Here is a 25,204-nt window from a genome sequence, read left to right as displayed (position 1 = left end):
GAACGGGCCGATGTGCACGGCCCGTTCGGTGGGAGACACGACCGCCTCGGCCTACTCCGCGGGCTCGACCCCCGCCCGCAGCAGCCCGTACGTGTAAGCGTCCTCAAGGGCCTGCCACGACGCCGCGATGACGTTCTCCGCGACGCCCACCGTGGACCACTCGCCCGCGCCGTCGGATGTGGAGATCAGGACGCGGGTGGTGGACTGGGTGCCGTGGACGCCTTCGAGGATGCGGACCTTGTAGTCGACGAGGTCGAGCTGGGCGAGCTGGGGGTAGATCTTCTCCAGGGCGACCCTCAGCGTCCGGTCCAGGGCGTTGACCGGGCCGTTGCCCTCGGCCGTGGCGACGATGCGCTCGCCCTTGGCGAAGAGCTTGACCGTGGCCTCGTTGGCGTGGATGCCGTCGGGGCGGTCCTCGACGATGGCGCGCCAGGACTCGACCTCGAAGTACTTCAGGGGCTTGCCCTCGACCTCGCCGCGCAGCAGCAGCTCGAAGCTCGCGTCCGCCGCCTCGTAGGTGTAGCCCTTGAGCTCGCGCTCCTTGACCCGCTCGACGACCCGGCCGACCAGCTCGCGGTCGTCGCCCAGGTCGACGCCCAGCTCCTTGCCCTTGAGCTCGATGGAGGCGCGGCCCGCCATGTCGGAGACCAGCATCCGCATGGTGTTGCCGACCAGTTCGGGGTCGATGTGCTGGTACAGGTCCGGGTCGACCTTGATCGCGGAGGCGTGCAGGCCGGCCTTGTGCGCGAAGGCGGAGACACCGACGTACGGCTGGTGGGTGGAGGGCGTGAGGTTCACGACCTCGGCGATGGCGTGCGAGATACGGGTCATCTCGCGCAGCGCGCCCTCGGGGAGGACCTTCTTGCCGTACTTGAGCTCCAGGGCGGCGACGACCGGGAAGAGGTTGGCGTTGCCGACGCGCTCGCCGTAGCCGTTCGCCGTGCACTGGACGTGGGTCGCGCCCGCGTCCACCGCGGCGAGCGTGTTGGCGACCGCGCAGCCCGTGTCGTCCTGGGCGTGGATGCCGAGCCGGGCGCCGGTGTCGGCGAGGACCGTCGCGACGACGGCCTGGATCTGCGCGGGGAGCATGCCTCCGTTGGTGTCGCAGAGGATCACGACGGAGGCGCCGGCCTCCGCCGCGGCCCGCACGACGGCCTTCGCGTACTCGGGGTTGGCGCGGTAGCCGTCGAAGAAGTGCTCGCAGTCGACGAAGACGCGCCGGCCCTGCGCGCGCAGGTGGGAGACGGTGTCGCGGACCATCTCCAGGTTCTCGTCCAAAGTGGTGCGCAGAGCGAGTTCGACATGCCGGTCATGGGACTTGGCGACCAGCGTGATGACCTCGGCGCCCGAGTCCAGGAGCGCCTTGACCTGCGGGTCCTCGCTCGCCTTGGCGTTCGCGCGGCGGGTCGCGCCGAAGGCGACGAGCTGGGCGTGCTTGAAGTCGATCTCCTGCTGGGCGCGGGCGAAGAACTCGGTGTCCCGCGGGTTGGCGCCGGGCCAGCCGCCCTCGATGAAGCCCACGCCGAAGTCGTCCAGGTGCCGTGCGATGGCCAGCTTGTCCGCGACGGTGAGGTTGATGCCCTCGCGCTGCGCTCCGTCGCGCAGGGTGGTGTCGAAGACGTGGAACGAATCGTCGAGCTCGCTGGTTTCGGTCATGATGTCAAAGGCTCCTGTGTTGGATCCCAGTGGATGCGGCTGTACCGGAATGACCGGCTCCACCGTCCCCCGATGGTCCCTCGCGCTTTACTCCCGGCTGAAGGTGGGCCAGAAAAGCGAAAAACCCCTCGCGGGTGCGAGAGGTCTGCGCGCGGGTCGAGGACGACGGTGCCCGCCCGTACCTGGTCGTACATGGCGGTCACTGCGGACCGGCGCGCCTGCTGCCAATAATCATGGCGAACGAGAGCACGGGGGCAGTCTGGCACATGCCGCCCCCGCACTCACCGTCCGTCTCAGGATGCGAGCACTGTGCTGTTCATCGCAGGTGGCGTACGAATCCGTCGGTCACGCCGTTGGTGTCGCCGGGGACCAGCTGGCCGGAGCCGGAGCCGAGGCCGAGCAGCCGGTCACCACCGAACGAAGTGACGTAGACATCGCCGTCGGTGACCGGGGCGCCGGTGGTCGACTCGCTGGCCAGGGTGGAGGTGCCGGTGCGCAGGTCCCGGACGTAGACGTTGTCCGGTCCCTGCGGTGTCCGGAACGAGTAGGCGACGTACCTGCCGTTGCGGCTGATCACGGATCCGTAGAAGATGCCGGCTTCGCCGGGACCGGCGTGCACGACGGCGCGGGTGGTGTCCGTGCGCAGGTCGCGCACGTAGATGTCGGTGTTGGCGGCGCCGCCCGGCACCAGGTCGTCGCCGGTGTAGGTGAAGGAGACGAGGCGCCCGTCCGCGGAGAGCGAGGGGTCGAGACCGTAGCGTTCGCCGGGCCTGCCCTCGGGTGTGACGTTGGCCGCTTCCTCGGTGCCGGTGCGGCGGTCGTGCACCATCAGCGGGCCGGGCGCACCGCGCGGGCCGTTCTGCACGTACGCCACATGGCGGCCCGTGGCGTCCATGTCCAGGAAGTACGAGGCGAGGTCCGGGTGATCGCCGTTGGTGATGCGCTCGACCTCGCCGGTGCGGCGGTCGGTGACGTACACGGCGGGCAGAACGATGTCCGGTCGGCTGGTCTCCATGCGGCTCGGCCGGGCGTTGAAGGCGACGTACCGCCCGTCGTCGGAGATGGCGGCGTCGCCGTGGGCGTAGGAGGACCCGCCGTCCGGTGTCGTGCTGACCCGCTGGGTGCGGCCGGTGACGCGGTCGTGCACATAGACGTCCTGGGCCCAGTACTCCTTCGGCGCCGGCCAGTCGGTGAGGTTGTCCGCGGTCGAGACGAGCACCACGTACTGCCCGTTCGCGCTGATGGCCACGGGCGAGGTCCCGCTGTCGGCCTGCACGCCGTCGGACGTGACGCTGACCCGCTCCACCCGCCCGGTGCGCAGGTCGCGGACGAAACTGTCCTGCACGCCGTTGGTGTCACCCGGCACGAGATCGGGTGCGTAGGAGGCGAAGGCGGCATAGCGGCCGTCGGCGCTGAGATACGGTCCGCCGGCGTTGTCGGTGCCCTGCTCGCCGGTGGCCGCCACCGTGACCCGTTCGGTGCGCGGCTCCGGTGCCGGCGCGGCCGCCGCGGGCAGGGCGGCGACGCCCCCGAGTGCGACGGCGAGGACGGCGGCCGTCAGGGCGGCGCGCTGCCTGTTCCTGTGCATGGTTGTTCCCCCGTGGTGATCGCTGGTGATCGCTGCTTGTCATTGCACTGTCCGCAGGAAGACGTCCGACACCCCGTTGGTGTCCCCCTCCACCAGATCGGGTGATGCCGACTCGAACGCGACGACCGTGCCGTCGGCGTTGACGGAGGGGTGCCGGGCCGGGAGGTCGCCTCGACCGCCCCAGCGGTCGACGCTGACCAACTGCCGTTTTCCGGTGGCGAGTTCGAGCAGGTATACGGCGCCGCCCGAGGTGTACGCGACATGCGTGCCGCTCCCGGCGAGCGAGGGCTCCGTGCCCCTGATCCGGGTCGTGGCCCCGGTGTCGAGATCGCGGACGTAACTGTTCCGGCCCTGCTGGAAGGCGACCTTGCGTCCGTCCGCGCTGAGGGAGGGTGCCGTCGCGGTTCCCGGCGCCGCGACCTCCTCCAGAGCGCCGGTGTCCAGGTCGCGGACGTGGATGTCGCCGCCCTGTTCGAAGGCGATGTACCTGCCGTCGTAGTTGATGGACGGGTTGCCCGCCGCCTCGCCCGTGGGCGCGCTGACCACGTCGGTGCTGCCGCCGTTGAACTTGAAGCGGTAGACGCGGGGTTGGGGGTGCGGGTCGGCGTCGCCGGCGGGCAGGGTGGCGGCGTAGGTGACCCACTGGCAGGTCGGATCCACGACGGGCTGTCCCATCCAGGTGAAGCGGACGCCCTGGTAGGAGTCGAGGCCGGTCAGTTTGCCGACCGAGCGGTTGCGGATGTAGACCTCCGGGCCGCCGTCGGTCTTGTGCGCGGCCACGTAGCCGACCATGCGGCCGCTGTAGCAGGGCGTGCCCTCGTGCGAGGGGGCCTGAGTGCTGTCGTTCACCTGGGAGATGCCGCCGGCCGCGTTGACGAACACGTCGGTGTCCTTCGGGTCATCGGTCCGCTGCGAGGTGAAGGCGACGACCTTGCCCTCCCCCATCACGGGGTCGTACGAGGCCCCGGGCCGCTGCTGCCCGTCCCGCGTCATGCTGATCCGTTCGGTGACGGACGGCATCGGGTGCGGGTTCTTCCGGAGCGCGCCCGAGAAGACGAACACGTCCGACTCCCCGTTGGTGTCGCCCGGCACCAGGTGGGAGGCGGTCGAACTGAACACCACCGCACGCCCCTTGGCGGCCAGCATCTCGTCTCCCGGCTGGGCGTGCGGCGGGAGGGCGGCCCCGCGCAGCCCCGTCCGCAGGTCGCGCACCCGCATGCCGTCCTCGCCCGAGACGACGGCGTACCGGCCGTCCGCCGTGGCCGAGAAGGGCCGCCCCTCGGCCACCCGCCGTGACTCGCCCGTGCGCAGGTCGTGGACGTACAGGCCGCTCTCGGCGTCGAGGAGGACGCGGCGGCCGTCCGCGGTGATGCGGACCAGGTAGGCGGCGCCGAGGCCCGCGTCGACCTGGGTCCGCTCGCCCGTCGCCCGGTCCTTGACGAAGACGTCGGCCGGGTCGTCCGCCTCGACGTCACCGCTGATGCCGTACGCGACACGCTCGCCGTCGGCGCTCACCGAGGCCCCGGCCTTGTCGCCCTCCTCGGCCGGTGAGATCAGCTCGTCGGTGCCGGTGGCCGTGTCGCGCACGTACAACAGCCGGTAGTTCTCCGGGCCGTTGCGGTTGCCGATGGTGTACGCGACGTGCGTGCCGTCCGGGCTGATCGACTCCATGTGGCCCAGCTCGTTGAAACCGGGCGGGTTCTCGGGCCACAGCCGCTCCGAGCGACCGGTGGCGCGGTCGTACAGATACGGGGCCAGGAACCGGGTGCCCGCGGAGTAGCCGATACGGCCCCCGTCGGCGCTCGGTGTCGGCGAGCCGTAGGTGTAGCCGCTGCCGAGGTCGATCCTGCTGACCCCGCCGTCAGCGAGGTCCTTCACGAGCAGGCACGGGGTGAAATGCGCGCAGCCGAAGCTCGGCGCGGTGGACGTGAACGCGACGTGGCGTCCGTCGGCACTGATCGCGGCGTCGTCCGACGGTCCGTCGGCCTGGGTGCCGTCGGCGGCCGTGCTCACGCGCCCGGTACCCGAGGCGGTGCTCACGCGCCCGGTATCCGACTGCCCGGGGCCGGCCTGCGCCGCGGTCGTGGACGTCCAGGCGAGGGCGACGACAACTGCCGTGCCCAGCACGGCTCTTGAGGCGCGGGACATCAGCGTGTCCTCCACGCGGTCGTTGCGGTGCGCGCGAGCGGCAAGGCCGCGCCCGACAGGCGTAAGGCGGCTCTGGACATGTTCTCCCCCTGTGATCCCCGAGGCCCCCGGAGGCCCCCGAGATCCGCGAGGTCCCCGATGGCGCACTTCCCCCGGCCCCGTGCCGAGGGCTCCCTTCGAGACAAACGCACCACCGACCACAGGGTCAATCGGCCTTATTGCGTACAACGCGGGCGCGAGGTCACGCGTCCGCGAGGAGTCCCTCCTCCACGAACTCCCGTACGTGGCCGAGAACCTGCGCCCGGTCCCACCCTCGCAGCCCGACGGCCACGTGCAGGGAGAAGCCGTCCAGCAGGGCCCGCAGACGGGTCGCGCACCGGTCGGGGTCGACGCGGCGGAACTCCCCCCGCGACACCCCCTCGGCGATCAGCGCCACCAGGTCGCGGTGCCAGACGCCCTCGATCGCGGCCTGCCGGTCGCGGGCGTCGTCGTCGGCGTTCTGCGAGCGGTTCCAGACCTCCAGCCAGAGGGTCCAGTGCGGGTCGCGGTGGCCGTCGGGGACGTACAGGTCGACGTACGCGTCGAGTCGTTCGCGGGCCGTGCCCGTGCGGCCCAGCAGCCGTCCGCGCTCGGCGCCCAGCCGGCCCTCGCTCCACTCCAGGGCCTGCAGCAGCAGCTCGTCCTTGGAGTGGAAGTAGTAGAGCAGGTGGCCGCTGCTCATGCCGACCTCGCGGCCGAGCGCCGCCATGGTGAGCTTCTCCAGACCGCGCTCGGCGATCATCTCCATGGCGGCGGCGAGGACGTCCTCGCGGGGCGGGGCGGGGGTGCGGCGGCGGGAGGGCGTCGGGCTCATGCCGCGGCCACCCGCACCGCGTCGGGCAGGAAGTGCGTCTCGTACGGGCCCGTGCAGTCGGAGAACAGCGTCGCCGCCACCGCGCCGCACCCCGCGCACACCTCGTTGGGCCCCTCGCGCCCGGGCGCACCGCAGCACCCGATCTCCCGCAGGGCGGGGTTGGCGGACAGATGGCCGCGGGTGTCCTCGGGGTGGACCACCAGGGTGTCGCGCGGCCCGGCGGACATCAGGAACCCCTGCCCGTCGGGGTCCCCCATACAGGCGTTGCCCGGGTGGGCGGCGTCGCACCAGTCGGGATCGGGATGCGGCACATACGGCGCCCCGCACGGCTCCGGGTCCACCGCGTACGCGCCGCGCGGCACGGTCGACGGGGCGCGTCGGGACCCGTCGGGGTTCTTCCGCCCGTCGTACTCCGGGCGGGGCGGTACCTCGGGCAGGAGGCGCAGCGGCTCGGTCAGCCGTGTTCCGCAGGCGGCGCACATCAGCACATTCACCCGTACGTTCTACCTGACCGTCGCCCTCGGCTGCTGCTGGGTGATGCAGTGGATGCCGCCGCCGCCCGCGAAGATCGTCCGGGCGTCCACGAGGGTCACCGTCCGCTCGGGGAAGAGCCGGCGGAAGATCCCGGCCGCGATCTCGTCGCGCGGGTCGTCGAATCCGCACAGCACGACACCGCCGTTGCACAGGTAGTGGTTGATGTAGGAGTAGTCGGCCCAGTGGCCGTCCGCCTCCAGGACGGTGGGCGCCGGGACCTCGACGACCTCAAGGCTGCGGCCCCGCGCGTCCGTCTGAGCCTTGAGCAGGCCGATGACCTCCCGGGTCACCTCGTGGTCCGGGTGCGCCGGGTCCGGCTGGGAGTGGGCCACGACGACCCCCGGGCGCGCGAACGCGGCGACGATGTCCACGTGGCCGAGGGTGCCGAAGCCGTTGGGGGTCCCCCCACGCCCTTCAGGCAGTGGGGGAGGATAGTCGCCGGTGAGGCCGCGCGGCAGCCAGATCGCCTTGCGGGTGCCGAGCTGGGCGTGGATCTCCGCCTCCACCTCTTGCCTCGTCCAGCCCGGGTTGCGCTCGGGACCGAGCTGGACCGTCTCGGTCAACAGCACCGTCCCCTCGCCGTCGACGTGGATCGCACCGCCCTCGTTGACCAGTTTCGAGGCGTACGTCTTCGCGCCGGCGAGGTCCGAGACGTACGCGGCGATCTTCGCGTCGTGCTCCCAGCGGGCCCAGCCCTGTGCACCCCAGCCGTTGAACGTCCAGTCCACGGCGGCGAGTTCACCGTTGCCGTCAGTCAGGAAGGTCGGCCCGATGTCACGCATCCAGGCGTCGTCGAGGTCGCGTTCGACGGTGTCGACGCCCTCACCCAGCAGCGCCCGCGCATCGGCCGACTGCCCGGGACCGCACACCACGGTCACCGGCTCGAAGCGCCGGATCGCGCGGGCGACCGAGGCCCAGGCGGCGCGGGACGCGGCGAGGTCGTCCGGGTCCTCGAAGGTGGGGTTGGGACCCGGCCACGCCATCCAGGTGCGCTCGTGCGGGGCCCATTCGGCGGGCATACGGAAGCCGTCGGCGGCAGCAGACATCGGTGGTCCTTAGAGGAAGTACAGACGGTTGAGGGAGACGGACTCGGCCGGCTGCGCGCGGATCGGCTCTCCGTCCAGCGTCACGAGACCGGTGCGCTGGTCCACGTCGACCGCTCCGGTACGGGAGTTGAGGCGCAGGTCGGCGGGGCCGATGCCGCGGGTGCCGCGGACGGCGACCCTGCGACGCCGGGTCGGCATCAGGTCGTTGCCCTGGTCGAGGGCCGCCTGCGCGACGAAGGCGACCGAGATCTCGGCCGGCGTGGCGCCGTGCGCGCCGAACTGCGGTCCCAGGACGAGGGGTTCGCAGGTGTCGGTGGCCGCGTTCGGGTCGCCGACCACGCCGTACGCCGGGAATCCGGACTTCAGCACCAGCTGCGGCTTGGCCCCGAAGTACTCCGGGCGCCACAGCACGATGTCGGCGAGTTTGCCGACCTCGATCGACCCGACCTCGTGCGAGAGTCCGTGCGCGATGGCCGGGTTGATGGTCAGCTTGGCCATGTAGCGCAGGACGCGCTCGTTGTCGTGGTCGTCCGGGGCGCCGAACTCGGTCTTCATCTTTCCGGCCATGGCGAAGGTACGGCGGACCGTCTCACCGGCCCGTCCCATGCCCTGCGCGTCGGACGAGGTGATGCCGATCGCGCCCAGGTCGTGCAGCACGTCCTCGGCGCCCATGGTCCCGGCGCGGACGCGGTCCCGGGCCATGACGGCGTCGCCGGGCAGGTCGGTCTTCAGGTCGTGGACGGAGACGATCATGCCGTAGTGCTCGGCGACGGCGTCCCGGCCGAAGGGCAGGGTGGGGTTGGTGGAGGAGCCGATGACGTTCGCGACTCCCGCCATCTTCAGGACATTCGGCACATGACCGCCGCCGCAGCCCTCGATGTGGAAGGCGTGGATGGTGCGCCCCTCCAGCACCCGCAGGGTGTCCTCGACCGACAGGCACTCGTTCAACCCGTCGCTGTGCAGGGCGACTTGGACGTCGTGGTCCTCGGCGACGCGAAGAGCCGTGTCCAACGCCCGGGTATGGGCGCCCATGTCCTCGTGCACCTTGAAACCGCAGGCGCCGCCCTCGGCGAGGGCCTCCACCAGAGGAGCCCTGTCGGAGGACGAACCCCGGCCCAGAAAGCCGATGTTGACGGGCCAGGCGTCGAACGCGTTGAACGCGTGCCGCAGCGCCCACGGCGAGTTGACGCCGACGCCCCACACCGGCCCGAACTCCTGCCCGATGATCGTGGTCACACCGGACGCGAGCGAGGCCTCCATGATCCGCGGCGAGAGCAGATGGACGTGCGTGTCCACGGCCCCGGCGGTGGCGATGAGCCCCTCACCGGACACGATCGACGTACCGGTGCCGACCACGACGTCGACCCCGTCGAGCGTGTCCGGGTTCCCGGCGCGCCCGATCGAGCAGATCCGCCCCTCCCGGATCCCGATCGACACCTTCCGGATCCCCTGCACGGCGTCGATCACGACGACATTGCTGATGACGACGTCACAGGTCTCCCGCACGGCCGCGGCCTTGAGGTGCAGCCCGTCGCGGGCGGTCTTCCCGAATCCGGCGAGGAACTCTTCGCCGTAGCGCTGGGAGTCGGACTCGACCCGGATCGTCAGCCCGGAGTCGCCGAGACGGACACGGTCGCCGGCGCGGGGACCATGGGTGGCGGCGTACGCGTAGGGATCTATGCCCCCAGGGCGGTCGGTGCTCATCGGTCTGCTCCCAGATATCCGCAGGCGGCAGCCCTGCGCAGGGCCTCTTCCTTCACCCCCGGCGCGTCCAGCGCCCCGTCGACGAGCCCCGCGAACCCGATCGCGACGCGCTCGCCCCCGATCGGCAGGAGCCCGACCTCGACGCTCTCCCCCGGCCCGAAGCGGACCGACGACCCGGCGGGCACGGCGAGCCGCATCCCGTAGGCCGTCGCCCGGACGAAGTCCAGGCGCGGGTTGGCCTCGAAGAAATGGAAGTGGGAGGTGACGGAGACGGGCACGGTGGCGGTGTTCGTGACCGTGAGCCGCAGGACCGCCTCGGGTTCGGAGTGCACGGGCCCCGGCAGCAGCGCACCCGGCGCCTGCTCCCCGAGCCCGCCCCCGATGGGATCGCTCACCACCGCGAGCCGGGAACCGTCGTCGAAGACGGCCTCCACGTGGACCTCGGTGACGACGTCGGCGACGCCCGGCAGCACGTCGGCCGGACCGAGGACGGACCGGGCGCGCTCGATCGCCTCGGCAAGCCGGGCGCCGTCCCGGGCGGCCTCGCAGACGGTGTCGGCGATCAGCGCGGTGGCCTCCGGCACGTTAAGCCTCAGACCGCGGGCCCGGCGGGCGCGGGCCAGCTCGGCGGCTCCGAACAACAGCAGCCGATCACGTTCCGTGGGGGTCAGTCTCACGCCACGACACCTCCTCGCCTTGCCGACTTTAGAGCGCCACTCTAAGCGAGACTCCCTAGAAACAGAAGTACTAACTCGACATGACCCTTGACGAGCGCGTCCGACGCGATACACATTGAACACTGCTCAAACACTGCCATCCCGCCACACTGCCGGTGGTGTGCGGTGCGGCGTACTTGTTGCCACACCCCCGGGCTCACTCTGAGCAGGGTTCGGCACTTTCAGCCCGTCCGGCGTTTGAGGACGAGGCCGCTCAGGCCGAAGCGGGGGCCTGGGGGCGGCAGCCCCCAGCAGGGCCACACAACCGCCGAGCACAGATCAGCCCGGCTCCAGCCCCGGCAGGAACTCACTCGCTCCGAACGCCGCGGAGAAGGTGTCCAGCACCTCCACGTTCGGGGTCGAGCCGTAGACCTGGGCGTTGAACCACTCGTAGTCGAGCCGGGTGTGTTCCCGGACCCGGCCCTCCTGGGCGCGGGAGATCAGCGGGCCGATCACGAAGACGACCGTCCAGGACGATCGACGTGTTGCCGGGCGAGAGGGAACCCGTCCCCGCATCCCCGGACCACGGACACGATCCGTGCCGCCCGGACGCGGAACGAACGCGGGCAACCAGAACGCCCAACACCGTCCGGGGCGTTCGGCCGAGTACGAGACCCGGCAACAGGACTCACTCCCGCTCAGTCGTCAGGAACGGTGCGTGACGTACGGAGCAGTGCGTCCGCCCGCTCACCCGCGCTCCCTCCCCCGGCCGAATCCGCGCACCGGAGAGCACGCTCCCCCCGCGGGATCAGTGGATACCCGCGGGGGGAGGCGCTACGCGTCGAACGAACTACGGTCCGGGAACAGGGGTTGGACTCAGCCGAGAGGGTGCATCCAGCCGTGCTTGTCCTCGGCGACACCCCGCTGGATGTTGAGGAGTGCGTCGCGCAGCCGCAGGGTGACCTCGCCGGGCTCGCCGCCCGCCTGCTGCCACTCGGCGCTCTCGCGCTTGACCGTGCCGACGGGGGTGATGACGGCCGCGGTGCCGCAGGCGAAGACCTCGGTGAGGGTGCCGTTCTCGGCGTCCTGCTGCCACTGGTCGACGGAGACACGGCCCTCCTCGGACTCGTAGCCGAGGTCGCGCGCGACCGTCAGGAGCGAGTCACGGGTGACGCCCTCGAGGATGGAGCCCGTCAGGGACGGGGTGACGATCTTGTCGCCGTACACGAAGTACAGGTTCATGCCGCCGAGCTCCTCGACCCACTTGTGCTCGACCGCGTCGAGGTAGCAGACCTGGTCGCAGCCCTTGGCGGCGGCCTCGGCCTGGGCGAGGAGGGAGGCGGCGTAGTTGCCGCCGGTCTTGGCGTCGCCCATGCCGCCGGGGACGGCGCGGACGCGGTCCTCGGAGAGCCAGATGGAGACCGGCTTGACCCCACCGGGGAAGTAGGCGCCGGCGGGGGACGCGATGACGAGGAAGAGGTACTCGTTGGCGGGCTTCACGCCCAGGCCGACCTCGGTCGCGATCATGAAGGGGCGGAGGTAGAGGGACTCCTCGCCGCCGTGCGCCGGGACCCAGGCCCTGTCCTGCTGGACCAGGACGTCGCAGGCCTCGATGAACGTCTCGACCGGCAGCTCGGGCATGCCCAGACGGTGCGCGGAACGCTGGAAGCGCTCGGCGTTCTTCTCGGGGCGGAAGGTGGCGACGGTGCCGTCGGGCTGACGGTAGGCCTTGAGGCCCTCGAAGATCTCCTGCGCGTAGTGCAGGACCATCGTGGCGGGGTCGAGGGAGAGCGGGGCGTACGGGACGAGCTGGCCGTCGTGCCAGCCGCGGCCCTCGGTCCACTTGATCGTCACCATGTGGTCGGTGAAGTGGCGGCCGAACCCGGGGTTCGCCAGGATCGCCGTGCGCTCCGCGTCGGAGAGTGGCGAGGCCGAGGGCTTGAGCTCGATCGTGGGCGTCGTCATGAGTGGTTGTCCTTCACCGGTTGTGTAGTGACGGGCCGCGCTCACGCCTCGCTACTGTCAGTGGCCAGTGCTAGGACGTCCGAGCATTCCCTCATTCCGCGGCTCCGCGTTCGATTATCGCAAGCGAGAGTCCGTGGACGAAATGGCGTGAATGCGGTCCAGGGGATGATGGTGGCACCCGGCGGGGACATAGCGGAAGCCGCCGGGTGCGGAGTGACCCGGCGGCTTCGAAAGGTTTCGACGAGCGGCGGGGTCAGCCGGCTACTCGCACGGCCAGCGCGTCGCCGATCTCCGACGTGCTGCGGGCGGGCCTGCCGGTGCGCTCGGCGAGGTCGGCGGAGACCGCCTCGTCGATGCGGGCGGCCTCGGCCTCGTAGCCGAGGTGGCGCAGGAGCAGGGCGACGGACAGGACCGTGGCGGAGGGGTCGGCCTTGCCCTGGCCCGCGATGTCGGGGGCCGAGCCGTGCACGGGCTCGAACATCGACGGGAACTCACCGGACGGGTTGATGTTCCCGCTCGCGGCCACGCCGATGCCGCCGGAGACGGCCGCGGCGAGGTCGGTGATGATGTCGCCGAAGAGGTTGTCGGTGACGATCACGTCGAACCGCTCGGGCTGCGTGACCAGGTAGATGGTCGCCGCGTCCACGTGCATGTACTCGGTCGTGACGTCGGGGAACTCCGCGGCCACCTTGTTGAAGATGTTGGTCCACAGGTGACCCGCGAAGGTCAGCACGTTGTTCTTGTGGATCAGGGCGAGCTTCTTGCGCGGGCGGGCCTGGGCGCGGGCGAAGGCGTCACGGACCACGCGCTCCACTCCGAAGGCCGTGTTCACGGAGACCTCGGTGGCGACCTCGTGCTCGGTGCCCTTGCGGATGGTGCCGCCGTTGCCCGTGTACGGGCCCTCGGTGCCCTCGCGGACCACGACGAAGTCGATGCTCGGCTCACCGGCGAGCGGGGTGGCCACGCCCGGGAGCAGCTTCGACGGACGCAGGTTGACGTGGTGATCGAAGGCGAAGCGGAGCTTGAGCAGGAAGCCGCGCTCCAGGACACCGGACGGAACCGACGGGTCGCCGATCGCGCCGAGCAGAATGGCGTCGTGCTTCTTCAGCGCGTCGAGGTCGGCCTCGGTGAGGGTCTCACCGGTGGCGTGGTAGCGCTGGGCGCCGAAGTCGTACGCCTTGGTCTCCAGCTTCACATCCTGCGGGAGGACGGCGGAGAGGACCTTGAGACCTTCGGCCACGACCTCCTGGCCGATGCCGTCACCGGGAATCACTGCGAGATTGAGGGTGCGAGAGCTTGCCGACATGCGCAGCACCCTACTCCGCGTCCCATGGGATGACACGAGGTGTCCGCGATTCGGACACTCCGGCGGGTGGCGAAGTCAATAAGTCGCCACCCGTTCACCCCTGCGTATGGCGGGCGTTGGGTTTCGCTGGGAACTTCCCTTCCATGGACCTCCCCGACTTCGGAATCCCGCCGCAGCTCGCGCGCCGGATGAGCATGGCCGAGCAGCACGAGTACCTGCGCACGAAGCTGACCCGGCGCCGCACGCTGGTGACGGCGGGCGCGGTGGCGGCGGGCGGGCTGCTGACGGGGTGCGGCGGCGGCGCGGGATCGTCGAGCAGGGCGACCCCCTCCCCCGCGGCCTCGGAGGTCCACGGTTCGGTGGTCTCCCCCTTCGGGCGCCATCTCTCCTTCGGCGCCGACCCGAAGACGCAGATGCGCGTCTCCTGGCAGGTGCCACTCGCGGTGAAGAAGCCGTACGTCCGGATCGGCACGAAGCCCGACGAGCTGAGCCGGAAGATCGAGGCCGAGGTCCGCGACCTGCACACTCCGGGTGTGACGGGCGTGCGCTCGGCGCTGGAGCAGTACTACCTGCACGCGGCCCTGGACGGGCTGCGCCCCGGCACGACGTACTACTACGGCGTCGGCCACGAGGGCTTCGACCCGGCGTCCCCGGCCCACCGCTCGACCATCAGCTCCTTCCGCACGGCGCCCGCGGCCCCGCGCTCCTTCGTGTTCACGGCCTTCGGCGACCAGGGCGTCAGCCAGGCCGCGGCCGCCAACGACCATGTGATCCTGCGCCAGAAGCCCGCCTTCCACCTGCACGCGGGCGACATCTGCTACGCCGACACCAACGGCCAGGGCAAGAAGTCGGACGGCTACGACCCGGCGTTCTGGGACCTGTTCCTCAAGCAGAACGAGCCGGTGGCGAGGTCGGTGCCGTGGATGGTGACGACCGGCAACCATGACATGGAGGCCTGGTACTCGCCGGAGGGCTACGGCGGCCAGCTGGCCCGCTGGTCCCTCCCGGACAGCGGCTTCGACGGCCGGACGGCGCCGGGCGTGTACGCGTTCACGTACGGCAACGTCGGCTTCGTGGCTCTGGACGCCAACGACGTGTCGTACGAGATCCCCGCCAACTTCGGCTACTCGGGCGGCAAGCAGACGAAGTGGCTGGACCGGAAGCTGGCCCAGCTGCGGGCGGCGAAGGACGTCGACTTCGTCGTCGTCTTCTTCCACCACTGCGCCTACTCGACCTCCGCGCACGCCTCCGACGGCGGGGTGCGCGCCGAATGGCTGCCGCTGTTCGCCAAGCACCAGGTGGACCTGGTGATCAACGGCCACAACCATGTCTACGAGCGGACCGACGCCATCAAGGACGGCGGGGTCGGCCGGCCCGTGCCCATCGGCGGGTCGACCGATCCGACGCGCGACGGAACCGTGTACGTCACGGCGGGCGGCGGCGGCCGGGACCTGTACGGCTTCCCGGCGGGCGTGAAGGAGAGCTACGAGGGACACGTCACGCACCACGACTCCGTCGCCACCTTCCGGTGGACGAAGGCGAAGGCCTCCGAGACGGAGACCGTGGAGTGGTCGCGGGTGCGCTACCGGGGTTTCTCGCTGCTCTCGGTGGAGGCGCACAGCGGCCCCCGGCCGGCCCTCAAGGTGTCGGCGCTGACGGACGACGGCAGGCGCATCGACCACTTCGAGGTGCGGCGCGGAGCGTGAGCCCGCGCCGCACCTCGGGCGGGTGCGGCTCCCGGCCCGTGGGTCCCGGTCTGAGGGTGGTTCCGGCTCAGTGGCCGGTCGAACCGCCGTTGTCCCTGCGGTCCAGGGCGCGCTGGAGGGCGGCTGCGGCGTTCTTTCGGTCGGACTCGCTCGTGCGGGAAATGTGACGGACTCGGCGGCGGGCGGTCGTCTCGGCCATGGGAAATCGACTCCTTCGACATCCTGGAGTGCGGAAAGGGGTTACGAGACGCCGGATGGGGCGGGAGAGCGGTGCCGCAGGGGTTGCCTGCACGGGGCCCGGCTCACGACCGCCATTCGCTTGGTCGAGCGAGACGTTCGGCTCCTACAAACGTAAGGGAGCGACCCGAGTCTGTCTCCACAATTACTCGGACTTCCTACTATCTGAGACGGCGGATAGGTCACACCGCTCTGACCTGGGGTGACTTCCTCGGCCGACAGGCCGACAGCTTCCCGTCCGGCGCCGACCGGGCGCACGGCCGAGTTCGTAGGCGGTGTCGATGGTCTCGGTGAGGCTGTCGTGGCCGCGCGGCGACCCCCGCAGGTCCGCCTCGAAGTCCTCCACGCGCCGGCCGAGGGCCTCCCTGGACAGCACCGACGTCGAGAACACGTTGCCGACGAGGGCCCGCGGGTTCCAGGTGTGAGGAGCGGGCAAGCCGAACGTCCCGGCCACCTCTAACCCCGCCCCCTCCAGAACCTCCCGGTCGGGCACCAGCCTTCGCGCCTGTCCGGCGTCCGCCGGGACACGGTCGTGCCCGCCCACCCGGTCCATCCAGCGCGCGACAACGTCGGCCATGTCGCGTTCACGGCAGCTCGCCGCGCCGCTGGCTCTGTGACCACACCAGGGCCGGCCGGCCACCCGGCCGGAGCCACCGGTACGCGCGTGCGGCGACCCGGGACCGGGGCAGCCGATGGAACGCGTTGCCGATCGCGATCACGTCGACGGCCCACACCTCGCCGCAGAACGGCCGCACCGCGAAGCCGATCTGTCCGGTGCCGCAGGCGAGGTCCAGCAGCCGCCCCCGCCGTCCGCGCCGCAGCGCCGGACCAGGTCGTCGATCAGGTCGTCCGGGTACGGGACGCGGAAGCGGTCGCGGTCACCGGCGTCCCCCGGTACAGGTCACGTCGGAATGCAGGCCCGTCCGCGGTGTTCACAAGGCCTGCCCCACCGCGTCGCGGAAGCCCTCGGGATCCTCGGCCCACGGCAGGTGGCCGGCCCGGGGAAGCACCACTCGCCGCACCCGCGGCAGCGCCCGCTCCAGCGAGTCCACCGCCGAGCGCGGACGGATGTCCCGGGCGCCGTCGACGATCAGGACGGGCACGTCGAGGGCCGCGCAGGCCGCGTACAACTCGGGTGTGCCCCACGTGCGTTCGGTCTCGTCGTTGAGGGCCCTGTTGCATGCGTGGTTGATCCCGAACCAGGGGTCGGCCATGCGTCCGGCCGGCTCCAGCGCCCCCTCCCGGTCCTCGAACTCGACCGACCACTGAAGCACCGCCCGCTCGCGCTCCGCGTCCTCCGAGCGTTGGGTACGGTCCGTCAACTCCCGCCAGCGCGCGAGTCGTTCGGGGTGGTCGCCGAGCCTGGCGAGGAAATTCATCCAGTAGGCGTCGTGCCAGTCGGTGGTGGGGCCGATGCCCGTACCGGCCACGTACACCAGCGCCCGCACCCGCTCCGGATGCGCCAACGCGTAGCTCAACGCCAGTTGCGCGCCCCAGGAGTGGCCGAGCAGCGCCATCCGCTCCAGCCCGAAGTGCCGTCGTACGGCGTCCAGATCGGCCACGAAGCGGTCCGTCGTCCACGGTCCGGCGCACCGCTGCGACCGCCCCGACCCGCGCTGGTCCCAGCGGACGACCGGGGTCACGCCGGCCAGCAGCCCGGCCACGTCCGCGAACATGTCCCACAGCCCCGGCCCGCCGTGACACAGCACCAACGGCTCGCCCTGCCCCGACCGCACGGCCCACAGCCGTACGCCGTCGTCGGCCGTGACGGTCGCCATGCCGTCCACGCTGTCGTCCGTGCCGTCCACGTCGTCCACGTCGTCCATGAGGCCAGTGTGATGCGTGCGGACAGGCCGACGGGCCGGGAAACCGAAGATCGGCTTTCCGGCCCGTCACCGCAGGAACAGGACGACCGGACGTCAGCCCATGTGCGGGTACGCGTAGTCGGTCGGCGGCACCAGCGTCTCCTTGATGGCGCGGGTCAGGGTCCAGCGCTGCAGGTTCTGCGGGGCGCCGGCCTTGTCGTTGGTGCCGGAGGCGCGGCCGCCGCCGAAGGGCTGCTGACCGACGACGGCGCCGGTGGACTTGTCGTTGATGTAGAAGTTTCCGGCCGCGTAACGCAGCTTCTCCATCGTGTACGCGGCCGCGGCGCGGTCGTTGGAGATGACCGAGCCGGTCAGCGCGTAGTCGGACACCGACTCCATCTGGGTCAGCATCTCCTCGTACTTCTCGTCCTCGTAGACGTGCACGGCGAGGAAGGGACCGAAGTACTCGGTGCGGAAGACCTCGTTCTCCGGGTCGCTGCACTCGACGACGGTCGGTCGGACGAAATAGCCGACCGAGTCGTCGTAGCTGCCGCCCGCGACGATCGTGCACGCGGGGTCCTGCTCGGCGCGGTCGATGGCGGCCTTGTTCTTGGCGAAGGAGCGGTCGTCGATGACGGCGCCCATGAAGTGGGTGAGGTCGGTGACGTCGCCCATGGTCAGGTGGTCGACCTCGGCGGCGAACTCCTCCTTGAAGCCGGAGTTCCAGATGGACGCCGGGACGTAGGCGCGGGAGGTCGCGCTGCACTTCTGGCCCTGGTACTCGAAGGCACCGCGGGTCAGGGCGGTCTTGAGGACCGCGCGGTCGGCGCTCGGGTGGGCGACCAGGAAGTCCTTGCCGCCGGTCTCGCCGACCATCCGCGGGTAGGTGCGGTACTTCTCGATGTTGTTCCCGACCGTCTTCCACAGGTACTGGAAGGTCTTGGTCGAGCCGGTGAAGTGGATGCCGGCGAGGTCCCGGTGCTCCAGGGCCACCTTGGAGACCTCGATGCCGTCGCCGGTGACGAGGTTGATGACGCCCTTGGGCAGGCCCGCCTCCTCCAGCAGCTGCATCAGCAGGACGGCCGCGTGGGTCTGGGTCGGGGAAGGCTTCCAGACCACGACATTGCCCATGAGCGCGGGGGCGGTGGGCAGATTGCCGGCGATCGCGCTGAAGTTGAACGGCGTGATCGCGTAGACGAAGCCCTCCAGCGGGCGGTGGTCCAGACGGTTCCAGACGCCCGTGGAGTTGGCCGGGGGCTGCTCGGCCAGGATCTGACGGGCGTAGGCGACGTTGAAGCGCCAGAAGTCGATGAGCTCGCAGGGACAGTCGATCTCGGCCTGCTGGGCGGTCTTCGACTGGCCGAGCATGGTGGACGCGGCGAGGGTCTCGCGCCACGGTCCGGACAGCAGCTCGGCCGCGCGCAGGATGATCGCGGCGCGGTCGTCGAAGGCCATCGCGCGCCAGGCGGGCGCGGCGGCGAGGGCCGCGTCGACGGCGTCCTGGGCGTCCTGCTGGGTGGCGTTGGCGTACGTGCCCAGGCGGGCCTTGTGGTTGTGCGGTTGCACGACGTCGAAGCGCTCGCCGCCGCCCATCCGCTTCTCTCCGCCGATCGTCATCGGCAGGTCGACCGGGTTCTCGGCCAGCTCCTTCAGCTTGGCTTCGAGCCGGGCGCGCTCGGGCGAGCCGGGGGCATAGCCGTGCACCGGCTCGTTGACGGGGGTGGGGACCTGGGTCACAGCGTCCATGGGATGCGTAACTCCTTGTACGTGAGCGGGTGTTCGGGTTCAGCCCTTGCTGATCATGCTGCGGACGAAGAAGCGCAGGTTGGCCGGCTTCTCCGCGAGCCTGCGCATGAAGTAGCCGTACCAGTCGGTGCCGTAGGCGGTGTAGACGCGCATCCGGTGGCCCTCGGCGGCCAGCCGCACGTGCTCGTCGCTCCTGATCCCGTACAGCATCTGGAACTCGTACTCGTCGAGCTTGCGCCCGGCCTTGCGGGCGAGTTCCTGCGCGATGGAGATGAGACGCGGGTCGTGGGACCCGATCATCGGATACCCCTCGCCCTCCATCAGAGTCCTCAGGACCCGGACGTACGCCTTGTCGATCTCGTGCTTCTGCTGGTAGGCGACCTCGGCGGGCTCCTTGTACGCGCCCTTCACGAGCCGCACCCGGCTGCCGCTCCCGGCGAGGCGGCGGGCGTCGGACTCGGTGCGGAAGAGGTAGGCCTGGATGACGCAGCCGGTCTGCGGGAAGTCCTTCCGCAGCTCCTCGTGGATGGCGAACATCGAGTCGAGGGTGGTGTGGTCCTCGGCGTCGAGCGTGACCGTCGTACCGATGGCGGCGGCGGCCTCGACGACGGGCCGGACGTTGGCGAGGGCCAGCTCGTGGCCACCGTCCAGCGCCTGCCCGAACATGGACAGCTTGACGGACATCTCGACCCGCTCGCCCAGGCCGAGGTCGCTCAGCCGCCCGATCAGCGTCAGATAGGCGTCACGGGCCACGGCCGCCTGCTCGGGTGTGGTGATGTCCTCACCGACGACGTCCATCGTCAGCTCCAGACCCCCGCCGGTGAGGTCCTCGATGATCGGCACGATGGTGTCCACGGTCTCACCGGGGATGAAGCGGTCGACGACCTGCTTGGTCACCGGGGCCGCCGAGATCAGACGTCGCATCCGGTCGCTGCGCGACGCGGCAAGAATCACGGGACCCAGCACGGGGCACCTCCACAGACCAGCAGACAGAACCACCGTGAAACCTAAGGATCCCTTCGATCGTCGACCATCGACAGCTGTCACGCATCCGTGCCGCAGATCTCAGACAGATGTATGAAGGGGCGTGGAAATGCGGGAGAATGCCCGAGTGACGGGCGATGCTGCAACTTCCCACCGCGCAGGTGACTACCAGGAGCTGGTCGACGAGATCTCGGAGCTCCTCGGCGCCCCCGCGACCCTGGAGAACCGGGACTTCGAGCTGATCGCCTTCGGTGCGTACGACAGCGAGGGCGACCTCGACGCCTCGGCCCTGGACCCGGTCCGCACCCGCTCGATCCTGACGCGGCGCTCGACGTCCACCGTCCGCTCCTGGTTCGAGGGCTTCGGCATCACCCGGGCGACGGGCCCGGTCCGCATCCCGCCGACACCCGAGGCGGGCGTGTACCGGGGACGCATCTGCCTGCCCGTACGCCATCGGGGGGTCGTCCTGGGCTATGTCTGGCTGCTGGACTCCGACCCCGGCCCCACCGAACGGCAGCTGACCGCGGCCATGGACGTGACGGTCCGCATCGGTGCCCTGCTCGCGGACGAGGCGCAGCACGGCGCCGACCTCACCCGGGAGCTGCGGGCCGTGCTCACCGCCGAACGCGGCTGGCCACAGGACATGGCGGTGGCGGAGCTGCGTACGGCGCTCGGGTCGCGGGCGGACGGCCCGCACACGGTGGTCTGCGTGACCCCCTGGCCGTCGGCCGACCCCCACGACGCGCCTTCGGTCCGTACGGTGCCGGGTGCGACGGCGTTGTGCACGGTGCCGCGGGGCGTCGCGTCCCAGTCCCTCGCCCTGCTGGTGCGGCTGCGCTCGGCGGACGTGCTGACACCGGCGACCTCGGCGGCGGGGCGGCTGCTGGAGCGGGCGCGGCAGCTGGAAGGCGGCGCCGCCGCGGCGTCCGGGGTCGCCGCCGCGCGCACCGGTCTCGGGGAACTCGCGACGGCCTGGCGGGAGGCCTCCGCGGCGGCTCGGGCCGCGCTGGCCGAGCCCCGGCTCGGTCCCGTCGCCGAGTGGGCGCACATCGGCCCGTTCCGCCTGCTGACCTCGCTGCCGCCGGAGGTGGCCCACGATCCCGTCGTACACGCCCTGCTGTCCCCCGCCCACCGGGAACTCGCCCGCACCGCCGAGATCTACCTGGACTGCGCGGGCCAGGCCGGCCGCACGGCGGCGGAGTTGGGCATCCACCGCCAGACCCTCTACTACCGCCTGTCCCGCGTGGAGCAGCTGACGGGCCTCGACCTGGACGACGGCGAGGACCGGCTGCTGCTGCACATGGCGTTGAAGGGCGCGCGGTTGTAGGCCTCTTGGCGGAGCGGTGACGCGCCCGGAATGCGGCGATCACGCTGTCCTGCACATGCTGGTGATCCCGACTCCGAACGGAGGACTCAGCATGGGCAGTCCGATCAGCGCGGCCCACACGGCCCAGATCCTGCGGTACCTCGCCCGCACGCACCCTGAGGCCCTGGACGGGCTCGACCCGCACCCTCCCGCACTCGCGTTGACCGCGTCGCAGGTGAGTGCCCTCGGAGTCGACGGGAACCTCCGGATGGGCGGCGCGCCGCAGCAGCAGGCCGAGTTCTGGGGTGCCGTGCGCCGAACGGTCGGCCAGGTCGCCGAGGCCGCGGTCGTGGCGGAGCAGACCGGCCGTGGGGGCCGCGACCTCCTGAAGTCGGTGGTCGACGACATGTGTCCCACGCCTCCGTACCGCGAGTTCCCCTGGCCCAAGCGCTGGCCGGTCCCGGTGCCTCCGAACCCCATCGGCCCGGAGTTCGTGACCCCCGCCGTACAGGTCGTGACCGGGCTGATGTTCCAGGCGTACGCCGACCGCATCGCCGACAAGTCGCTGAGCGGCGCCTTCGGCGAGGCGGCGGACAAACTCCTCGCCGCGTCGCTCCGGAACGCCTAACCGAGGAGATCCGCCACCGCGGCGATCCCCTCCCCGATCGCACGATCCGTCACATCACCGAATCCCATGATGAGTTGGGCCGGGGACTCGGCCCCCGACGACCGGCACGCACTCATGCCGTACAGGCCCACCCCACGGCTGCGAGCCTCCGCCACCACCCCCCTCTCCTCGACGCCCGACGGCAGATGCGCCACCGCGTGGAACCCGGCTGCCAGCCCCGACAGGCGTACCGCCGGGGCGTGTTGGGCGAGGGCCGAGACGAGGGCGGTGCGGCGGGTCGCGTACGTCGTGCGCATGCGGCGCAGATGACGGTCGTAGCGGCCGGACTCGATCAGGCGGGCGAGGGCGAGCTGGTCGAGAGAGGGTGAGCCGCGGTCGGCGATGCGCTTGAGGTCGGTGAGCGACTCGGTGAGCGCCTGCGGGCACAGCAGCCAGCCCAGGCGCAGGGCGGGGGCGAGGGACTTGCTGACCGTGCCGACGGAGATCACGCGGTCGGCGGCGAGGCCCTGGAGGGCACCGACGGGTTCGCGGTCGTAGCGGAACTCGGCGTCGTAGTCGTCCTCGATGACATACGCGTCCCTGCGCTCGGCCCACTCGATCAGCGCGTGGCGGCGGGCGGGCGCCAGCACGACACCGGTCGGCCACTGGTGGGCCGGTGTGACGATCACGGCCCGGGCGCCGGTGGCGTCCAACGCCCGTACGTCGACGCCGTCCTCGTCGACCGGCACCGGGACGGCCGTCAGCCCCGCCGCCTCGGCGGCCGCCGTCGCGGTGGCCGGCCCGCCCGGATCCTCGTAGGCCACGACCCGCGCTCCCGTACGGGCGAGGGCACGCAGGGCGAGGCTCAGGCCCTGCGCGTAGCCGGAGCAGACGACCGTACGGGCGGGGTCGGCGGCGGCGCCGCGCACGCGCCGCAGGTACCCGGCGACGACCTCGCGCAAGGCCGAACTGCCGCGCGGATCACCGTAGTCGAGGTCCGCGGTCGGCATGGTGCGGGCCGCCTCCCTGGTCGCCCACAGCCAGTCGGCGACCGGGAAGGAGGCCAGGTCCGGGACGCCGTACCGGAAGTCGGCGATCAGACGGGGACGGCCGCCGGGCGGGGGCGTTGTGGGGGCGGGCGCCACCTGCGCGCAGTCCGCCACGCGGGTGGCCGAGCCGACGCGGGTGACGAGGTAGCCCTCGGCCTGGAGCTGGGCGTAGCAGTCCTGGACCAGCCCCCGGGACAGGCCGAGGATGCGGGCGAGCTCGCGGGAGGACGGGAGGCGTTCGCCGGCCTGCAGCCGACCCGAGCGGATCGCGTCGCGCAGTTGTCGCTCCAGCTGCGCACACAGCCGTTCCCCGCCCTCCCGGTCGACGGTCAGAAGCAGCTCGGGTGACAAACCGGCCCACTGTACTGGCATGGAATTGGAGCTTAGCGGGGAGCCGGTCGATCCCTAACGTCAACGGTATGACCACTTCGGCCGCGTGCCCGCCCGAGACGACCCTTCCGGTTCAGCCCCTGCTGACCCGTCCTCTGCTGCTCCGCTTCGTGAGCATGATCGGCGCGAGCGTCAGCTTCTTCCTGCTGCTGTCGGTGGTGCCGGCCTACGCGGCCGAGGCGGGCGGCGGGGGCGCGGCGGGCCTCGCCACCGGCTCCCTGATGCTCTCCACGGTCCTCGGCGAACTGATCACTCCCCGGCTCGTCGCGCGTCACGGATACCGGGCGACCCTGATGGCCGGGCTGTTCCTGCTCGGCGCCCCGGCGATGGTGCTGACGGTCTCCGGGAGCATGGCGTGGATCGTGGCGGTGTGCCTGGTGCGCGGCCTGGGCTTCGCGCTCACGATCGTCGCGGGCGGCGCCCTGACCGCGTCGCTAATCCCGGCCGAGCGGCGGGGCGAGGGCCTGGCGGTGGTGGGCGTGGTGTCCGGGGTTCCGTCGCTGATCGCCCTGCCTCTGGGGCTGTGGCTGGTCGGGCAGGTGGGGTACGGGCCCGTCGCCGTGGCCGCGGGCGTGGCGGCGCTGGCCGCGATCGTCTCGGTGCTCGGACTGCCGGACCGTCAGGCGCGGCCGTCGGAGGAGTCGGTGGGCGTGATCCGCGGACTGCGCACGGGCGCCCTGCTGCGGCCCGTCGTCGTGTTCGCCGCCACCGCGACGGCCGCGGGCATCCTGGTCACCTTCCTGCCGCTGGCGGTGCCTTCGGCGTCGGCGGGAGTGGTCACCGTGGCCTTGTTCGCGCAGACGGCCGCCGCGACCGTGTCCCGCTGGGTGGCCGGGCGGTACGGCGACCGGCACGGCAGCGCCCGGCTCGTCCTCCCCGCGCTGCTGCTGTCCGCGGCGGGCGTGCCGGTCACCGCCGCGACCGGCAGCGCGCTTACCGTCGTAGCGGGAACCGCCCTGTTCGGGGCCGGTTTCGGCATCGCCCAGAACGCCACGCTGACGCTGATGTACGCACGGGTCTCCGCCTCCTCCTACGGCACGGTCAGCGCCCTGTGGAACCTCGCCTACGACGGCGGAATGGGCGTCGGCGCCGCAGGATTCGGCGTCCTCGCGGGGCTGACCGGCTACCCCTGGGCCTTCGCGGTGACGGCGGTACTGATGCTGGGCGCCCTGGCACCGGCCCTGCGCGACCTCCGCCACCCGGGTCACTGAAACGACTGAAGCGACTGCAGCGACTGCCATCACGCCGCGATCGCCCGCGTAGCCGAACCGAACTCCCCGACAAGATGCGGGACGGGCGTATCAGCCCTTCTCGACGTCCGCGAGCTCGACGCCCGCGAGCACCCGCCGCAACCCCTCGGTGAGCTGCTCGGCGCCGGTCGCCGAGTCCGGGTCGAAGAGCCACTGGACCATGAGGCCGTTGAGGAGGGTCTGGTAGAAACGGCCCTCCGTGTCGACGGTCTCCTTGTCGAGCTGGTCCTCGGGGATGCCGTTGAACATGGGCACGATCCCCGACCGGCCCTGCTCCTGCGCCTCGGCGAGCAGCTTGCGCACCTCCTGCAGGCGGTCGCCGTTGACGATGATCTCCAGGCTCAGCATCCAGACGGAACGGGACTCGGGCAGCGAGCGGATGATGTTCGCCCACACCTCCTGGAACCGTTCCAGTGACCCGGCGGGCGTCGTCACGTCGCCGGCACCCCAGCCGGGGTCGAATGTCTCACCGAGGCCCTCGATCAACGAGACGTACGCCTTCACCAGCAGCGCGTCCTTCGACCCGTAGTGGTAGCCGATCGACGCCAGGTTCGTCCCCGACTCCTTGACGATGTCGCGCGCGGTCGTGCGCACGAACCCCTTCCCCAGCAGGCAGCGCTTGGCGCCTTCGAGCAGATCCTCACGATGTCCCATGCCCGCAACCCTAC

At 71.2% G+C, this 25,204-nt stretch carries 22 protein-coding genes; 4 read left to right on the top strand and 18 right to left on the bottom strand.

Translation table 11 applies throughout. From position 1 onward, the window contains the following. Window positions 1-51 precede the first annotated feature (51 nt). From cimA to OG870_RS32330, 11 genes are all read right to left on the bottom strand, one after another. The gene (gene cimA, locus OG870_RS32380; RefSeq protein ID WP_266521996.1) at window positions 52-1,656 is read right to left on the bottom strand and encodes a citramalate synthase; all 1,605 of its coding nucleotides are present in this window, start codon (window positions 1,654-1,656) and stop codon (window positions 52-54) included. Between the two features lie 316 nt (window positions 1,657-1,972). Further along, window positions 1,973-3,244, bottom strand: a complete 1,272-nt coding sequence (locus OG870_RS32375) for a TolB family protein (protein WP_266590172.1) — start codon at window positions 3,242-3,244, stop codon at window positions 1,973-1,975. A 39-nt stretch (window positions 3,245-3,283) separates the two neighbouring features. Continuing rightward, window positions 3,284-5,392: a hypothetical protein gene (locus OG870_RS32370; RefSeq protein WP_266590170.1), complete on the bottom strand. Its 2,109-nt coding sequence runs from the start codon at window positions 5,390-5,392 to the stop codon at window positions 3,284-3,286. Window positions 5,393-5,633: 241 nt separating this feature from the next. After that, the gene (locus tag OG870_RS32365) at window positions 5,634-6,245 is read right to left on the bottom strand and encodes a TetR/AcrR family transcriptional regulator (protein ID WP_266521990.1); all 612 of its coding nucleotides are present in this window, start codon (window positions 6,243-6,245) and stop codon (window positions 5,634-5,636) included. Then, complete coding sequence (locus OG870_RS32360; protein ID WP_266521988.1) at window positions 6,242-6,739, bottom strand: hypothetical protein; 498 nt, start codon at window positions 6,737-6,739, stop codon at window positions 6,242-6,244. The genes OG870_RS32365 and OG870_RS32360 overlap by 4 nt, the downstream gene beginning before the upstream one ends. A 9-nt stretch (window positions 6,740-6,748) precedes the next feature. Next, complete coding sequence (locus OG870_RS32355; RefSeq protein ID WP_266521986.1) at window positions 6,749-7,825, bottom strand: agmatine deiminase family protein; 1,077 nt, start codon at window positions 7,823-7,825, stop codon at window positions 6,749-6,751. A 9-nt stretch (window positions 7,826-7,834) separates the two neighbouring features. Next, window positions 7,835-9,529, bottom strand: coding sequence for an urease subunit alpha (locus tag OG870_RS32350; RefSeq protein WP_266590166.1), 1,695 nt, complete (start codon window positions 9,527-9,529; stop codon window positions 7,835-7,837). After that, complete coding sequence (gene ureA / locus OG870_RS32345; protein ID WP_266521983.1) at window positions 9,526-10,206, bottom strand: urease subunit gamma; 681 nt, start codon at window positions 10,204-10,206, stop codon at window positions 9,526-9,528. Before ureA ends, OG870_RS32350 begins: the two co-directional genes overlap by 4 nt. Before the next feature lie 318 nt (window positions 10,207-10,524). Further along, on the bottom strand, window positions 10,525-10,701 hold the full coding sequence (locus tag OG870_RS32340) for a hypothetical protein (RefSeq protein WP_266590164.1): 177 nt from the start codon (window positions 10,699-10,701) through the stop codon (window positions 10,525-10,527). A gap of 360 nt (window positions 10,702-11,061) precedes the next feature. Beyond that, on the bottom strand, window positions 11,062-12,150 hold the full coding sequence (locus OG870_RS32335; protein WP_266521979.1) for a branched-chain amino acid aminotransferase: 1,089 nt from the start codon (window positions 12,148-12,150) through the stop codon (window positions 11,062-11,064). A gap of 253 nt (window positions 12,151-12,403) precedes the next feature. Then, complete coding sequence (locus OG870_RS32330) at window positions 12,404-13,456, bottom strand: 3-isopropylmalate dehydrogenase (protein WP_266521977.1); 1,053 nt, start codon at window positions 13,454-13,456, stop codon at window positions 12,404-12,406. 143 nt (window positions 13,457-13,599) lie between these two features. Between OG870_RS32330 and OG870_RS32325 the strand changes: the two genes are divergently transcribed. Next, complete coding sequence (locus OG870_RS32325; protein WP_266590162.1) at window positions 13,600-15,162, top strand: purple acid phosphatase family protein; 1,563 nt, start codon at window positions 13,600-13,602, stop codon at window positions 15,160-15,162. Between the two features lie 67 nt (window positions 15,163-15,229). Here OG870_RS32325 and OG870_RS32320 read toward each other — a convergent pair whose 3' ends face one another. From OG870_RS32320 to OG870_RS32300, 5 genes are all read right to left on the bottom strand, one after another. Beyond that, complete coding sequence (locus tag OG870_RS32320) at window positions 15,230-15,361, bottom strand: hypothetical protein (protein ID WP_107056436.1); 132 nt, start codon at window positions 15,359-15,361, stop codon at window positions 15,230-15,232. 183 nt (window positions 15,362-15,544) lie between these two features. Next, a complete protein-coding gene (locus tag OG870_RS32315; RefSeq protein WP_266590160.1) occupies window positions 15,545-15,976 on the bottom strand; it encodes a hypothetical protein in 432 nt (143 codons plus the stop codon). A gap of 355 nt (window positions 15,977-16,331) precedes the next feature. Continuing rightward, window positions 16,332-17,225, bottom strand: coding sequence for an alpha/beta fold hydrolase (locus tag OG870_RS32310; protein ID WP_266590156.1), 894 nt, complete (start codon window positions 17,223-17,225; stop codon window positions 16,332-16,334). A gap of 93 nt (window positions 17,226-17,318) precedes the next feature. Next, a complete protein-coding gene (gene pruA, locus OG870_RS32305) occupies window positions 17,319-18,950 on the bottom strand; it encodes an L-glutamate gamma-semialdehyde dehydrogenase (RefSeq protein ID WP_327691770.1) in 1,632 nt (543 codons plus the stop codon). A gap of 39 nt (window positions 18,951-18,989) precedes the next feature. Beyond that, complete coding sequence (locus tag OG870_RS32300) at window positions 18,990-19,916, bottom strand: proline dehydrogenase family protein (protein WP_266590153.1); 927 nt, start codon at window positions 19,914-19,916, stop codon at window positions 18,990-18,992. 127 nt (window positions 19,917-20,043) lie between these two features. Here OG870_RS32300 and OG870_RS32295 point away from each other — a divergent pair, with 127 nt between their 5' ends. Together OG870_RS32295 and OG870_RS32290 are read left to right on the top strand one after the other, a co-directional pair. Next, window positions 20,044-21,261, top strand: coding sequence for a PucR family transcriptional regulator (locus OG870_RS32295; RefSeq protein ID WP_266590151.1), 1,218 nt, complete (start codon window positions 20,044-20,046; stop codon window positions 21,259-21,261). Window positions 21,262-21,352: 91 nt separating this feature from the next. Next, window positions 21,353-21,868: a hypothetical protein gene (locus OG870_RS32290; RefSeq protein ID WP_266590149.1), complete on the top strand. Its 516-nt coding sequence runs from the start codon at window positions 21,353-21,355 to the stop codon at window positions 21,866-21,868. Here the strand turns inward: OG870_RS32290 and pdxR are convergent. Then, window positions 21,865-23,268 (bottom strand): MocR-like pyridoxine biosynthesis transcription factor PdxR, encoded by a 1,404-nt coding sequence (pdxR, locus tag OG870_RS32285; RefSeq protein ID WP_266926459.1) that lies wholly within the window; start codon window positions 23,266-23,268, stop codon window positions 21,865-21,867. The two genes, OG870_RS32290 and pdxR, sit on opposite strands and share 4 nt — an antisense overlap. 47 nt (window positions 23,269-23,315) lie before the next feature. On the opposite strand from pdxR, the gene OG870_RS32280 reads away from it, so the two are divergent. Next, on the top strand, window positions 23,316-24,497 hold the full coding sequence (locus OG870_RS32280) for an MFS transporter (RefSeq protein WP_327691769.1): 1,182 nt from the start codon (window positions 23,316-23,318) through the stop codon (window positions 24,495-24,497). A 90-nt stretch (window positions 24,498-24,587) separates the two neighbouring features. Here the strand turns inward: OG870_RS32280 and OG870_RS32275 are convergent, their stop codons facing one another. Then, window positions 24,588-25,190 carry a TetR/AcrR family transcriptional regulator gene (locus tag OG870_RS32275; protein ID WP_266521955.1) on the bottom strand — a complete coding sequence of 201 codons (603 nt, stop codon included), beginning with the start codon at window positions 25,188-25,190 and terminating at the stop codon, window positions 24,588-24,590. Window positions 25,191-25,204 lie beyond the last annotated feature (14 nt).

Origin of the sequence: Streptomyces sp. NBC_00461, assembly GCF_036013935.1 — a bacterium.
Lineage (GTDB): Bacteria > Actinomycetota > Actinomycetes > Streptomycetales > Streptomycetaceae > Streptomyces.
This window is presented reverse-complemented; position numbering and strand designations above follow the sequence as displayed.

Excerpts from the sequence above, each read along its gene's own strand:
- cimA (WP_266521996.1), bottom strand. The coding sequence starts at position 1,656 with ATGACCGAAACCAGCGAGCTCGACGATTCGTTCCACGTCTTCGACACC.
- OG870_RS32375 (WP_266590172.1), bottom strand. The coding sequence starts at position 3,244 with ATGCACAGGAACAGGCAGCGCGCCGCCCTGACGGCCGCCGTCCTCGCC.
- OG870_RS32370 (WP_266590170.1), bottom strand. The coding sequence starts at position 5,392 with ATGTCCCGCGCCTCAAGAGCCGTGCTGGGCACGGCAGTTGTCGTCGCC.
- OG870_RS32365 (WP_266521990.1), bottom strand. The coding sequence starts at position 6,245 with ATGAGCCCGACGCCCTCCCGCCGCCGCACCCCCGCCCCGCCCCGCGAG.
- OG870_RS32355 (WP_266521986.1), bottom strand. The coding sequence starts at position 7,825 with ATGTCTGCTGCCGCCGACGGCTTCCGTATGCCCGCCGAATGGGCCCCG.
- OG870_RS32350 (WP_266590166.1), bottom strand. The coding sequence starts at position 9,529 with ATGAGCACCGACCGCCCTGGGGGCATAGATCCCTACGCGTACGCCGCC.
- OG870_RS32335 (WP_266521979.1), bottom strand. The coding sequence starts at position 12,150 with ATGACGACGCCCACGATCGAGCTCAAGCCCTCGGCCTCGCCACTCTCC.
- OG870_RS32330 (WP_266521977.1), bottom strand. The coding sequence starts at position 13,456 with ATGTCGGCAAGCTCTCGCACCCTCAATCTCGCAGTGATTCCCGGTGAC.
- OG870_RS32325 (WP_266590162.1), top strand. The coding sequence starts at position 13,600 with ATGGACCTCCCCGACTTCGGAATCCCGCCGCAGCTCGCGCGCCGGATG.
- OG870_RS32320 (WP_107056436.1), bottom strand. The coding sequence starts at position 15,361 with ATGGCCGAGACGACCGCCCGCCGCCGAGTCCGTCACATTTCCCGCACG.
- OG870_RS32315 (WP_266590160.1), bottom strand. The coding sequence starts at position 15,976 with ATGGCCGACGTTGTCGCGCGCTGGATGGACCGGGTGGGCGGGCACGAC.
- OG870_RS32310 (WP_266590156.1), bottom strand. The coding sequence starts at position 17,225 with ATGGACGACGTGGACGACGTGGACGGCACGGACGACAGCGTGGACGGC.
- pruA (WP_327691770.1), bottom strand. The coding sequence starts at position 18,950 with ATGGACGCTGTGACCCAGGTCCCCACCCCCGTCAACGAGCCGGTGCAC.
- OG870_RS32295 (WP_266590151.1), top strand. The coding sequence starts at position 20,044 with ATGCGGGAGAATGCCCGAGTGACGGGCGATGCTGCAACTTCCCACCGC.
- OG870_RS32290 (WP_266590149.1), top strand. The coding sequence starts at position 21,353 with ATGGGCAGTCCGATCAGCGCGGCCCACACGGCCCAGATCCTGCGGTAC.
- pdxR (WP_266926459.1), bottom strand. The coding sequence starts at position 23,268 with ATGCCAGTACAGTGGGCCGGTTTGTCACCCGAGCTGCTTCTGACCGTC.
- OG870_RS32280 (WP_327691769.1), top strand. The coding sequence starts at position 23,316 with ATGACCACTTCGGCCGCGTGCCCGCCCGAGACGACCCTTCCGGTTCAG.
- OG870_RS32275 (WP_266521955.1), bottom strand. The coding sequence starts at position 25,190 with ATGGGACATCGTGAGGATCTGCTCGAAGGCGCCAAGCGCTGCCTGCTG.